Source organism: Alteromonas sp. B31-7, from assembly GCF_015767655.1.
GTDB classification, from domain to species: Bacteria; Pseudomonadota; Gammaproteobacteria; order Enterobacterales; family Alteromonadaceae; genus Alteromonas; species Alteromonas australica.
Genome location: NZ_CP065233.1, coordinates 1,080,121 through 1,093,179, shown reverse-complemented (window position 1 = coordinate 1,093,179; position 13,059 = coordinate 1,080,121). Strand labels below are relative to the sequence as shown.

The 13,059-nt window shown below is 45.9% G+C and carries 12 protein-coding genes; 4 read left to right on the top strand and 8 right to left on the bottom strand.

Annotated elements, in window-relative coordinates; translation table 11 throughout:
• The first annotated feature begins 147 nt into the window (after nucleotides 1–147).
• Nucleotides 148–669, top strand: coding sequence for a DUF421 domain-containing protein (locus IUA53_RS04605; RefSeq protein ID WP_196898511.1), 522 nt, complete (start codon nucleotides 148–150; stop codon nucleotides 667–669).
• Between the two features lie 4 nt (nucleotides 670–673).
• On the opposite strand, the gene IUA53_RS04600 is transcribed toward IUA53_RS04605, so the two are convergent.
• The 4 genes from IUA53_RS04600 to yaaA all read right to left on the bottom strand — a co-directional run bounded on the left by IUA53_RS04600 (nucleotide 674) and on the right by yaaA (nucleotide 3,949).
• Nucleotides 674–1,021, bottom strand: coding sequence for an AzlD domain-containing protein (locus IUA53_RS04600; RefSeq protein WP_044057892.1), 348 nt, complete (start codon nucleotides 1,019–1,021; stop codon nucleotides 674–676).
• The gene (locus IUA53_RS04595; protein WP_044057893.1) at nucleotides 1,011–1,733 is read right to left on the bottom strand and encodes an AzlC family ABC transporter permease; all 723 of its coding nucleotides are present in this window, start codon (nucleotides 1,731–1,733) and stop codon (nucleotides 1,011–1,013) included. Before IUA53_RS04595 ends, IUA53_RS04600 begins: the two co-directional genes overlap by 11 nt.
• Nucleotides 1,730–2,272: a helix-turn-helix domain-containing protein gene (locus IUA53_RS04590; protein ID WP_231401257.1), complete on the bottom strand. Its 543-nt coding sequence runs from the start codon at nucleotides 2,270–2,272 to the stop codon at nucleotides 1,730–1,732. Before IUA53_RS04590 ends, IUA53_RS04595 begins: the two co-directional genes overlap by 4 nt.
• A 900-nt stretch (nucleotides 2,273–3,172) precedes the next feature.
• The gene (gene yaaA / locus IUA53_RS04585; protein ID WP_044448394.1) at nucleotides 3,173–3,949 is read right to left on the bottom strand and encodes a peroxide stress protein YaaA; all 777 of its coding nucleotides are present in this window, start codon (nucleotides 3,947–3,949) and stop codon (nucleotides 3,173–3,175) included.
• A gap of 287 nt (nucleotides 3,950–4,236) precedes the next feature.
• Here yaaA and tal point away from each other — a divergent pair, with 287 nt between their 5' ends.
• From tal to IUA53_RS04570, 3 genes are all read left to right on the top strand, one after another.
• On the top strand, nucleotides 4,237–5,196 hold the full coding sequence (gene tal / locus IUA53_RS04580) for a transaldolase (protein WP_044057896.1): 960 nt from the start codon (nucleotides 4,237–4,239) through the stop codon (nucleotides 5,194–5,196).
• A gap of 14 nt (nucleotides 5,197–5,210) precedes the next feature.
• On the top strand, nucleotides 5,211–6,860 hold the full coding sequence (gene pgi, locus IUA53_RS04575; RefSeq protein WP_044448396.1) for a glucose-6-phosphate isomerase: 1,650 nt from the start codon (nucleotides 5,211–5,213) through the stop codon (nucleotides 6,858–6,860).
• Between the two features lie 278 nt (nucleotides 6,861–7,138).
• On the top strand, nucleotides 7,139–7,315 hold the full coding sequence (locus IUA53_RS04570) for a DUF3545 family protein (RefSeq protein ID WP_081869513.1): 177 nt from the start codon (nucleotides 7,139–7,141) through the stop codon (nucleotides 7,313–7,315).
• Between the two features lie 52 nt (nucleotides 7,316–7,367).
• Here IUA53_RS04570 and ung read toward each other — a convergent pair whose 3' ends face one another.
• Genes ung through thrA form a run of 4 tightly spaced genes read right to left on the bottom strand, consistent with a single transcriptional unit; the run spans nucleotide 7,368 to nucleotide 12,787 of the window.
• On the bottom strand, nucleotides 7,368–8,027 hold the full coding sequence (gene ung, locus IUA53_RS04565; protein WP_044448398.1) for a uracil-DNA glycosylase: 660 nt from the start codon (nucleotides 8,025–8,027) through the stop codon (nucleotides 7,368–7,370).
• Entirely contained in the window at nucleotides 8,024–9,310 is a 1,287-nt protein-coding gene (gene thrC / locus IUA53_RS04560) for a threonine synthase (RefSeq protein ID WP_044057899.1), read from the bottom strand. Before thrC ends, ung begins: the two co-directional genes overlap by 4 nt.
• A gap of 17 nt (nucleotides 9,311–9,327) precedes the next feature.
• Nucleotides 9,328–10,305: a homoserine kinase gene (gene thrB, locus IUA53_RS04555; RefSeq protein WP_044448400.1), complete on the bottom strand. Its 978-nt coding sequence runs from the start codon at nucleotides 10,303–10,305 to the stop codon at nucleotides 9,328–9,330.
• A 16-nt stretch (nucleotides 10,306–10,321) separates the two neighbouring features.
• A complete protein-coding gene (gene thrA, locus IUA53_RS04550) occupies nucleotides 10,322–12,787 on the bottom strand; it encodes a bifunctional aspartate kinase/homoserine dehydrogenase I (protein WP_044057901.1) in 2,466 nt (821 codons plus the stop codon).
• Between the last annotated feature and the right edge of the window lie 272 nt (nucleotides 12,788–13,059).

The window sequence follows — 13,059 nt, the reverse complement described above, 5'->3', positions numbered from 1 at the left end:
GCAATTTCAGTTATTGTCATCTAATTCATGGCGTTTTCAGTACCTATTACTAACGCGAATAGACTTACTTTTCGCTGCGTTAAGTGTGGTGAAAATTGTCGCGGGTATGCACAAGCGCTATTGCCCCCACAAACCTAGGAGATAATCATGTTTACAAGCTATCCCATGCTGGATGTCATACTAAAAGGCCTGCTGTTAACGGCGATGGGGATGGTTTGGGTAGTGGTGCTGGTACGTATAAACGGGTTACGTTCATTCTCCAAAATGACTAATTTCGATTTTGTCATGACTGTTGCGGTGGGGTCATTACTAGCAAGTACCTCTCAAACCAATAACTGGGAGGCATTTTTACAAGCGATGATAGCGATGGCGACATTGTTTTTAGTGCAGTCGGTGACGGCTCGAATGCGCAGACAGTCAGACACAATTGAAGCTGTAATGCAGAACACACCCGTTATATTAATGCGCAACGGTCAGATTATTGAAAGTGCACTGGCTGAAACTCGGGTGGCACGCAGCGATCTTATGGCCAAGTTACGAGAGGCCAATGTGTTGGACATTCAGCAAGTGAAAGCCGTGGTATTGGAAACAACCGGCGATATTTCAGTACTTCACGGACATCACTGCGCTGATGAAATACTCGAGGGGACAAGAAGTATCCCCTCCTAGCCCCCTAAAGCCAATTGAAAGTCGCCGTTAACGCTAGGCCAAACGACAATACGCCACAAAAAACAGGCAGTCCCAATGATTTGAATTTTCGCCACACCAAAATCGTCACCAGGGTACCTACTACCGTGGCAAACCAGCTAGACGCTGATGGTACCTTAGGGATAAGCGACGTTCCCAGCATTGCAGCTATCATCAATGGTCCAAGCACACTCAACCATGTGGGTAAACGTGCTTCGGTGTTGCTCGCTTTGTGTTTATTAAAGTGGCGTTGAGTCCATAGCAATGGTCCAACTCGTAACGCGTATGTCCCTATAGCGGCAAGGATAATAGCCACCCAAATATCAGTTTGCATGAAAGTGTTTCCTGCCAAAGTTGGACGTAAGAATAAAAAAGGTGAGTGCGCCGCAAAGTGCAGCCATGGGGATAGCCGCATTTTTTATTACCGTGAGCGCCATAAGTAACGCGGCGGTTATCGTTACCAGCAAGGTCAAACTCCAAGTTTTATTCGAAAATTTAGGCGCCAGTAATACAAGGAATAAGGCAGGAAGCGCAAACGGCATGACACTGTCTAGAACGGGCCATTTTTGTGCCAATGAATCTCCAGCAATACCTCCCAGTGCCGTGCCCGCAATCCAGCTTACCCATGCAACCAGGGAAACACCTTTAAACCAATCGACTTTTTCGGCGTCAGCCATTTGCGGCAGTCGTGTATGAGCAATAGCAAATATTTGGTCGGTAAGCCCATGCATAAGCAATGGCCAAGCCTTACTCTGTGTTAAATAGGGCACCAAATTAGGGGCATAAACAACGTGACGCACATTGACCAACATAGTCATACAAACAGCCAACCACAAAGGAGAGCCTGCGGCGACCATTGCCACCAATAAAAATTGTGATGCCCCTGCATAAATGAATACCGATATAAGCGTGGCTTCCAGGGTGGTAAACCCAGCTTGTACGGCGATAACGCCAAAGGATATTGCCACAGGAATGTAGCCCCCCAATAAGGGCAACCCATCTAAAACTCCCTGCTTCCAACCACTTCGCTGAGTGGAACTACTCATGACATTGCCTCTTTGTGGTAAACGATAGAAATAAGGCATGTAGCCCATTGCGCTTGTGTACTATAAATATGGGGTTGGTCAGCGTTAAATGAGAGGGTTTGCCCCGGTGTAAGCCGCGCTGTTTTACCGAGGTTTCCGACCTCGATCGCACCACTGATGACAGTAATACATTCTCGCGTACCCGTAGCATGGGATTCAGCTTCACGCAGCGTATGTGGTGCTATAGACATCCAGTAAGCATCAACATTAGGCTCTCCTTTGCCTTGCTCTATTAGCCTAACTTCAACACCATTTTCACCTACGCTTGCACTTAAAGGCTGAACAAGTTCACCAAAAGGAACATCAAGCTGCTTAGCTAGCCGCCAAATAGTATCGAGGGTGGGGTTACCTACTCCCTGCTCTAAACGAGAAAGGTTAGATTTAGCAATGCCTGCGCCGGCTGCCAACTGAGACAAAGACACGCCTTTATCCTGTCGCAACTTTTGCAAATGCCGGCCTAGGATGTTTAACGTCGATTGATTCACCGTGCCTACCTTCACATTTGTTCCATTTATTGAACGTTCTATATATAGAACAGGTGAAAGTCAAGCGAATACTCTCATCCAATGCTTTTTACAGGCGTTTGTCGTTAGCTATTTTGACGGCAGAACAAAGGGAGAAAATGGTTGCCGTGAATGCGAATAGCAAACCTATATACACCATCATATTACTACTCGCACTTTGCACGATGAAATATGTAAGCGCTAACGACGCATTAGAAAAAGACAACAAGAAGGTAAGTGAAAATATAACTGAGTGATGAATACAAAGTGGTAGCGTTGCCAATACCACTTTCTTTTTTTGCAATAATGGGCTGAATATCCCTAAGAGTATGAGGGGCGCCGAGCCATACAGAAACAAGAAGCCCAATGTTTTCAATTCACTGGGTGTTACATGCAATCCCACCTTTGAAATCATCGCTATATTTTTAACGAAAACCCAAGCGACAAAAGCCATACAGAGATACAACACGGTTAGGTACCCTTTCATTACGTTTCTGGACAACGCATAGGCATATACCTCTTTTCGTGATGTACGACTAAGGAGAAAGTTAAGGTAAAAACACTGCTTGTCGTGACTATAAATTGCCAAATTCTTAACGCTTCCATTACCAGATTCCAGTTGCTAACTAGGTCACTCTTCACGTCACCCAATTCCATTTAAATGGAAATTAAGGATTATCGACACTGTCCTAAGTAACAGAATTTTTTAAGGGTATGAGTCAGACGTCAAAAGCTCAGCTGAACCTTGGTCGTAGGAAGATTGAGAAAAGAGAACGGAATGGGTGGCGAGCAGATGGGCTTATTGGCTTAATCGGCTGCGTTGAAAAAACGTAAGAGGTAAAAGGTTTACGTGAGTAAACCTTTTACCAACATCATACAATGCGTTAGCCCTGAAAACTAACTTTCCTGATTTCTTAGAAATACAAGCTCGGTAGAGGTGCTTTGCGCTTCGCAGAACTGGTAGCCATCAAGGTCGAAGGCTTTTAGGCCCTCAACGTCTTCTACACGATTTTCTAAAATATAGCGCGCCATCAACCCTCGGGCTTTCTTGGCAAAGAAGCTAATAATCTTGTACTGACCGTTTTTACAATCTTTAAAGGTTGGCGTGATAATCATGCCATCCAACGATGTCTTTTTCACTGCTTTGAAGTATTCGTTAGACGCAAGGTTAATAAGCACATTGTCGCCTTGGGCTTCCAACGCTTTGTTGAGTGCAAGCGTAATAGTGTCATTCCAAAAAGCGTATAAGTCTTTACCAGCAGGATTAGCCAACTTAGTTCCCATCTCAAGGCGATATGCTTGCATTAAATCTAGTGGGAGCAATAACCCGTAAAGGCCTGATAAAATACGTAAATGGTTTTGTGCATAGGCTACCGCGTCAGTATCAAGGGAGTAAGCGTCTAACCCGGTGTACACGTCACCGTTAAACGCATACATTGCCTGACGGGCATTTTCTGGGGTAAATGGTGTGGAGAATTCAGCAAAACGGTTTGCGTTTAAGGTGGCTAACTTATCACTGATTTTCATTAACGAAGCGAGATCGGCTGGCGATAAGGTGCGACAAACCTTCATTAATCGTTCCGTTTCATCAAGTAACGCCGGTTGCGTATATTCGCGGGTAGGCACTACAGACTCAAAATCTAAATTTTTCGCTGGGGAAACAACAACTAACATCTCGACTCCTCAATTATTTACACAGTTATTATACCATTGCCCATTGAAAAAAGTGCGAAAAGACATAGTAAAGCATGTAATCGTCTTAACAGAGAAATCCGATTAGCCGCGAATTGCGTCGCCTTAGCTATAAATTGTCACACGGGTTTGGTATAACTACACCTAAACGCATAAACGCTTCATCAGTTTATAAGCGGCAACACCCTACATACGCAAACGCGACCGTTTTATTCAACTTGCTCTTCTGGCGAGTTGTCCGAATTTTTAAATATTGATTAGAGAGAATTATGAGCAATCAGTTAGCTTCGTTACGTGACATCACTACCGTTGTTGCCGATACCGGTGATATCGATGCCATCAAAAAGTATCAGCCTGTCGATGCAACAACCAACCCGTCATTATTATTGAAAGCGGCAAGCTTGCCTCAGTACGCTAGCCTAATCGACGATGCAGTGGCATGGGCCAAATTGCAATCTAACGACAGCGAGCAACAACTTACCGACGCGGCAGACAAACTCTCTGTGGCTATCGGGAAAGAAATTTCATCGACGATACCTGGCCGTATTTCGACTGAAGTTGACGCCCGTTTGTCTTTCGACAAAGCCGCAACCATTGAAAAAGCAGAGCGCCTTGTTCAGTTATACGAAGATGCTGGCGTAGATAAGTCTCGAATCCTTATTAAAATGGCGTCTACGTGGGAAGGTATTCAAGCCGCTGAAGAACTTGAGAAGAAAGGTATCCAGTGTAATCTCACCCTATTATTTAGCTTTGCACAAGCTCGCGCCTGCGCAGAGGCGGGGGTTTTCCTCATTTCTCCTTTTGTGGGTCGTATTCTTGACTGGTATAAGAAATCTACCGGTAAAACAGAGTACGCTGCCCATGAAGATCCAGGCGTGGTGTCTGTTACCAGTATTTACAACTACTATAAAGAACACGGTTACAAAACGGTTGTAATGGGCGCAAGCTTTAGAAACATTGGCGAAATTCAGCAATTAGCGGGTTGTGATCGATTAACCATTAGCCCTGCCCTTCTTGAAGAACTGGCGAACGAACCAGGCGAACTTGAAGTAAAACTGGTTGACAAAGGGGCAAGTAAAACCCCTGGCGACCGACTCACCGAGTCTGAATTCCGATGGGCAATGAATGAAGATGCCATGGCCACAGAGAAGCTGTCTGAAGGAATACGCAACTTCGCCGCAGACCAAGTAAAACTAGAAGTACTACTTCGCGAAAAGCTAAGCGCATAGGGAGACATACATTCATGAGTGCACTCACTTCATTGCCAGAATGGACAAAACTATCTGAAATTGCTGCCTCTGTGAAAAACGCGCACATGCGTGATTGGTTCGCAGACGATCCGTCTCGTGCGGATAAAATGCAACTGGAAGCTTGTGGGCTGTTTTTAGATTATTCTAAGAACCGTGTTAATGACGATGCATTAAATGCACTGTTCGACCTTGCTCGCGCCTGTAAACTTGAGACGCTTCGCGATGCCATGTTTTCTGGTGAGCAAATTAATAGTACCGAAGGCCGCGCAGTTTTGCATACCGCGCTTAGGAATTTCTCCGACCGCGAAGTCGTGGTTGATGGTAAAGACGTGATGCCTGAAGTTCGCGCCACCTTAGAGAAAATAGAAGCCTTCACTGCCTCTGTTCATCGTGGCGAACACACAGGTTATACGGGCAAGCCGGTTAAAGACATAGTGGCAATTGGTATCGGTGGCTCTTTCCTAGGGCCTAAAATCATGACAGAAGCCTTAAAGCCCCACACGGTGGATTCGGTTAAGGTTCATTTTGTGGCAAACGTTGATGGCTGCCACATCCACGATGTTCTATCCCGTGTAGATTTCGAAGAAACCTTAGTGGTGATGTCTTCGAAGTCATTCTCGACCCAAGAAACGTTACAAAATACGCTTACTGCGAAAGAATGGTTCTTAAAATCGGGCGGTACGCAACAAGACATCGCTAAACATTTTGTGGCCGTATCTTCAAATGTCAAAGCCGCCACAGAATTCGGTATCGCGGAAGAAAAAATCTTCCCCATGTGGGATTGGGTCGGCGGCCGATATTCACTTTGGTCAGCAATAGGCCTTCCTATTTCTCTTGCCTTAGGGTTTGAGAACTTTAAAGGATTGCTTGAGGGTGCATTTGAGATGGACACCCACTTTACACAAGCGCCCCTTGAAGAGAACATGCCTGTTTTACTGGCGCTATTAGGCATTTGGTATCGTAACTTCTTTGATGCGCAATCTCATGTCTTGCTGCCTTATTACCATTACCTACGTGGCCTTCCTGCGTATGTTCAACAATTGGACATGGAAAGTAACGGTAAAGAAGTGACCCAAGACGGCGAGCAGGTTGATTACCCAACTGGGCCAATCATCTGGGGAAGTGAAGGAACAAATGGCCAGCACAGCTTCCATCAGCTTATTCACCAAGGTTCTGGAGTCATTCCTGCAGACTTTATGTTGCCGCTAAATGTACCGAATCAAGACGATACCCATCATGCCATGCTTGCCTCAAACTGTTTTGGACAAACACAGGCATTAATGCAGGGGAAAAACTTTGAAGCCTGTTATGCCGACCTTGAGGACAAAGGGCTAGACGACGATGAACGCAGACGTCTAGCGGCGCATAAAACCATGCCTGGTAACAAGCCAAGTAACACATTTTTGTTCGATAGCCTTACGCCTAAAACACTTGGCGCGTTGGTTGCAATGTATGAACATAAGGTATTCGTTCAGGGCGTTATCTGGAACCTTAACTCATTCGACCAATGGGGCGTAGAGTTAGGAAAAGTACTTGGAAACCAGGTACTTGCAGGCATTCAGGGTGAAGCAGAAAAAGAAAGCTTCGACGCATCAACCCAACAATTGATTGCCCGTTTCAGAGCAGCGAATGCACCAAAGTAAGGAAACTAGTGTGAATTAACCATTCACCTTTGGTGCAATAAATAGACTGAATGGCCGGCTTATACCGGCCATTTTTGTTTCTCCCACGAGAATGCATTTTTCTCGTATCGCTTTTCGCTCGGCCCTTGAACGGTGGATACCCTGTCATCATACTGTCACATTTTGTTAATAAAAGGTAAATTTACCTATTTTATTTTAGATGTGGCTGTGATACAAAAATATACAGAGGGAAATAAAAGCACTCTGTACTGTTGTAGTGGTATTAAAAGGAGATCCCAGTGGATAAGTCAGATCTATTTGCCATGTTAGACATTGAAGCAAGCCCAGCAAAAACAAAAAGCAAGAAACGCAAGTGGAGAGAAATAGAAGCGCTGCAAGATCGCTTTGCACTAGAAAAAGAGCTCGCTGAACTCGATTGTGGGTTCGAATATGAGCTAGAAACACTCGAAAGATAAAAAAAGGCCGCCTGTATGTACAGGCGGCCTTTTTACTTTCTGTCCAACGTATTTATACCTGCCACTGAATGGGTAATGCCCCGTGTTCAGTAAGGTACTGATTCGTTTGGCTAAAGTGTTTACAGCCGAAAAAGCCACGATGTGCTGAAAGTGGTGAAGGATGAGGGGCGTGCAAAACGTGGTGTTTTTCGCGGTCTATCTGTCTACCCTTTTTTTGTGCATGGCTGCCCCACAGCAAAAATACAACCTTTTGTTGCTGTTCGTTTACGGCTGCAATAATTGCATCAGTAAACACTTCCCAGCCCCATTTAGCGTGGCTGTGCGCCTTGCCTTGCTCTACAGTCAGCACAGTATTCAGCAACAACACCCCCTGCTTTGCCCAGGACGTTAAATTTCCATGCTCTGGCACCGAGAAATGGGTAATGTCACTCTCAAGCTCTTTATAGATATTTTTAAGTGAAGGCGGCGTTTTTACCCCCTCTGGTACAGAAAAGCAAAGCCCGTGAGCTTGTTTGGGGCCGTGATAAGGGTCTTGCCCTAAAATCACCACCTTAACCTGATTTAGAGGGGTAAGTGTGAGCGCATTGAATTCCTGTCCCGCAGGCGGATAGATAGGCTTCCCCGCCTTCCGCTCAGCATTCACCTTGTCCATAAGTGCAGAAAAATACGGTTTTTCTTTCTCTGCACTTAAGGCTTCAGCCCAATCCATCATGCTTTAAGCAAATCCATCATATGCTGTTTTAATGCCTCGTAGGAAGACGGTAAATCTATCGCTAAGCTATCTTCTCCGGCGACATCGGCAAGCTCTTGAGGAAGGCTTATGGGCGTACCCAGTACATTTTCCACCGTCTCACGGAACTTAGCCGGGTGCGCCGTTCCTAAGAACAAGCCAATTTCACCTTCTTCTAAATCATGACTCACGGCTCTGTAGGCAATGGCTGCGTGAGGCTCACTGGTATAACCCAGTTGTGATAGTTGACGCATGGCTAACTGCGTATATTCCTCATCGACCATTTCACCTTTTAGGCAAGCTTTGTCAATGTAACCTTGCTCTACTAGCGCTTCAATTCGCGGCCAGTTGTTAGGTTGGCTAACATCCATTGCGTTGGACATGGTTGCCACAGTTTGCTTCGGCGCCCACTCGCCCGTTTTAAGGTAACGCGGCACGGTATCATTTAAGTTAGTTGCAGCAATAAAACGCTTAATAGGAAGGCCCATAGCCTTAGCAATCATACCCGCTGTTAAGTTACCAAAGTTTCCACTAGGTACTGATACCACTAGCTGGTCGCGTTTGTCTTTTGGCAACTGCGCCATGGCTTCGAAGTAATAGCACACTTGCGCAAGTAAACGACTAATATTAATAGAGTTGGCAGAATTCAGGTGCAGCCCTTCTCTTACGTCAACATCGTCAAATGCCGTTTTCACCAACGCCTGACAGGCATCAAAGTCAGATTCCACGGCAACAGTATGTATATTGCCACCTAAGGTGGTAAACAACTTTTCTTGCAGGGCACTGATTTTGCCTTTCGGGAATAGAATAACAACATTAATATTATCGATACCATGAAAGGCGTGAGCCACAGCCGCACCGGTATCACCAGAGGTTGCGGTTAATATGGTAATAGGCTTACCTTCGCTTATTCTCGATAGGGTTTGCGCCATAAAGCGGCCACCAAAATCTTTGAATGCCAGCGTAGGACCATGGAACAATTCAAGGGTATACACGTTGTCGGTCACTTGCGCAACGGGAGCGCCAAAGGCAAAAGCTTGAGTCACTATTTCTTCTAACTCGCCGTTGTTGAGTTCATCGCCAATCAGTGCACGTAACACCTTTATGCTTCTCTCAACAAATGGCATTTCCAGAAGGCCATCAATGTCATCAAGAGTAGGGATATTTGTTGGAAAATACAGCCCCTGTTGCTTACCTAAACCGCGCTTTACCGCCTCGGCGAAAGATGCTGTGTCCTGTGAATCTTTTAAGTTTACCAATTCCACGAATTATTACCTTTTTATCAAAGTGCCGGTGCGGTGTCGTTTTCGTTCAGTGGGCTTACCACTGTTCCTGCTTGAGGAATTTGACACACACGGCTGAAACCGTCTTCATTTTGAATATAATTTTCATCTAAATAGCGGGCGATGCGCTGCGCTTGTTGTTCACTACTGCACACGGCAAAAACCGTGGGCCCAGACCCAGATATGCCAAACGCAAGGGCACCTTCTCGCTCACTAAATGCTCTTGCATCGTCAAATCCCGGTAACAGTGATTTACGATAAGGTTCAGCTATAACGTCTTTCATTACCGACGCAGCCAGGTCAAACTCTCCTGCATGCAACGCATGAACAAATACCCCTAGCTGTCGGCCAAAGGTTAACGCGGTGCTCATTTCTATCTGCTTAGGCAAAATATCCCGCGCTGCGGCTGTTGAAACGCTAATACCAGAATAACAAATTGCATAATACCACGTTGGATTAAGGGGCAAAGACAGCGTTACAGGCTCTTGGGCACCCGTCATTAAGGTCATGCCACCTTGATAACAAGGTGCAACATTGTCGTAGTGAATACTGCCGCTAATTTGTCCTTCCAGCTCCCCCATCATGTGCAGAAGCGTGTCTTCATCGAAAGGGCAATCAAAATAACCATTTAGTGCGGCAAAAGCGGCCACTATAGAACTTGCACTCGAGCCCAAGCCACTGCCGATAGGCAAGTTTTTATGTAAGGTTAGCGCCACCGGTGTGGTCGCTTTACCGTGTTTTTCCATCGCTTGGCAAAAGAAGTGGTAACACTTAGTCACAATGTTATTGTCTGCCCCTGCGGGTAGCTTGTGAGCAAATGTGCCAACGGTGGTTAACGAAAATGACTCGGCAGCGGTAATATCCACCACGTCGCCTAATTGGCTGCCATCCACAGGCGCAAGTGCTGCGCCTAATACGTCAAACCCTAAACTGACATTGCCGATAGATGCGGGTGCATATGCACGTAATGCTTTCATTTCATATGCCTCTTTACTAATGCGCCATTTGCTTCCACGGCATGGTGCGTAAAATATCTGCAAACACGCCTGCCGCTGTCACTGTGCCACCCGCTCCATAACCGCGAATGACGTAAGGAATAGGGTTATAGTAATCACTGTTTATCGCCAACGCGTTTTCACCGTCTTTGACTTGTGAAAGTGGGTTACTCGCAGGCACAGCTTGAATGGTCACTTTGCATTTATCGCCTTCAATGCTGCCAATGTAACGCAGTACTTTGCCTTCTGCTTTTGCGCTTTCTACTCGTTCTTTGAAACCGTCGTCTAAGGCTGGAAGCTGCTGCATAAACTCATCAATAGAGCAGTCTTCAGCGAACCCCTCCGGTAACACCGATTCAATTTCAATATCGGAAAGCTCAAGAGATAGGTCTGCTTCTCGCGCCATGATAAGTAGCTTACGGGCAACATCCATGCCGCTCAGATCGTCTCTTGGGTCAGGCTCTGTAAAGCCATTTTCTTTGGCTGTAGCCGTGGCTTCAGACAACGTCATGCCTTCGTCTAGCTTGCCAAATACGTAAGAAAGGCTACCAGAAAGGATCCCTTCAAAACGGTGCAACACATCACCTGCACTAAACAGCTTTTGTAGGTTATCGATTACCGGTAGTCCAGCCCCTACAGTGGTTTCATAAAGGTACTGGCGATTAGTCGATAAGGCCGTATTTCTCAGCTTACGGTAATACGCCATAGAGCTGGTGTTCGCCTTTTTGTTCGGCGTGACCACATGAAAACCGTTTTCCATCATAGCCACGTACTGCTCGGCGATGGCTTCATGGCTTGTACAATCAACGATAACGGGGTTAATCAAACTGTTGTCATTGGCAAACTGTTGCAGACGTTCAATAGAGAGGCCCTCGCTCGCGGCAGCAAGTGCAGGCTGCCAATCTTGTGAGAGGTCTATGCCTTGGCTGTTAAGCAGCAATTTACGGCTGTTGGCAATACCGTACACCCGCAACTGAATATTACGCTTTAATAACGCAGGTTGCTGTTTAGAAATTTGGCTTAATAGCTCGGTACCTACATTGCCACACCCTACGAGAAACACGTCAATGGTATGGCGGTCGGAGAAAAAATTCTGATGAATCACCTTCACCGCTTTTTTCGCACGCTTACTTTCAATCACGGTTGAAATTGAACGCTCTGATGACCCCTGCGCGATAGCCACGTTGTTAACCCGCGCTTGAGCAAGGGAGTTAAAAAATTTAGCAGCAAGTCCTTTGGTTTGACGCATACCATCACCCACAAGGGTAACAATCGCGAGATCTTGTCGTATTTCAATGGGATCAAGCAATTGGTTCTGAAGTTCCAACGCAAAGGCATCTTCCAGTAACTGGAGCGCTTTTGGCGCGTCTTTACTTTGAATACAGAAACTGATGGAATACTCAGATGACGACTGGGTAATTAAGCTGATAGAAATATTGGCATTTGACATCACTTCAAATACACGGCTTGCCATTCCCACCATACCTTTAAGACCTGGGCCTGCTACATTGAACATGGTGACATCATCAAGTTGTGAAATGCCTTTAACCGATGTCCACTTTTCACTTTTCTCATTACTGATAAGCGTACCGGGTGCAGCCGGGTTCAATGTATTGCGGATCAAACAAGGAATATGATGTTGCGCAATGGGGCCAATGGTTTTTGGATGCAGCACTTTCGCACCAAAATAAGATAGCTCCATGGCTTCTTGATAGGTTAGCTTGTCAAGCAGTACTGCGCCTTCTACTTGATTAGGATCGGCGTTATAAACACCGTCAACATCTGTCCAAATCTCACAACAGCTGGCGTCTATACAGGCGGCTAATATTGCAGCTGAGTAGTCTGAGCCGTTTCTGCCTAACGTGACTTTCTCGCCGTCTTCATTGGCCGCGACGAAACCGGGCATAATGAGCAGCTCACTACCATCGTTAGGCACATCAGTAAATCTGGCCTTGCTGAGAGAAACATCGGCGATGCTGTCTAGATAATCGCCCTCAGCCAAAATATAAGATACAGGGTCAATAATGCGATTTTTAATATCCTTGGCAGACAATATTGCACTAAATAACGTGACAGAAATGTACTCACCAATACTTAATATGCCTGCCGACACATTATCGGGTGCAACACCTAACAGCTTAATACCCTCAAGGTGTTGCTTTAACACCCCTAAATGGGTGTCGATAAAGTCGATAACGTTTGCATATTCAAACCCCGTAAGCGTTTCGTTCAAGGCGCTTGCAATACCGGTAACGGTGCTGGTGAGCTTTTCAAAAAGGGGTTGGAAATCCTCACCTGCGGCTGCTTGCTCACACAAAAGCGATAGTGCATTCGTTACCCCTTTAGGGGCAGAGAGTACAACCGCAGCACCGTCGGTTTGGTGGGTGGCCGTGCTAATGTCCGTCACGCGCAAATAGCGCGGTGCGTCGGCAAGTGAAGAACCCCCAAACTTTAAGACTTTCATGTGCTGCTCCTATTATTTACGCCAAAGCTCTCTTTCTTAAACTAGGTTGGCGTGAGTAAAAAAAAGCCCGCTCTCTGTAAGGGCGGGCTTTCGTTGTCTTTTGCTTACTTGCACTAGCCAGCGACCGCCCTATTTAAGGTGGTAATCATAATGCTGGTGGTGCCCATAAGAAGAATCTTTTTCATAACGACAATTTGCCGTATAGACGTCTATCTGTCAACCGCAGTTTTCACCATACTGTATTGCACAAAGTGAAATATTTCCTGAAACTC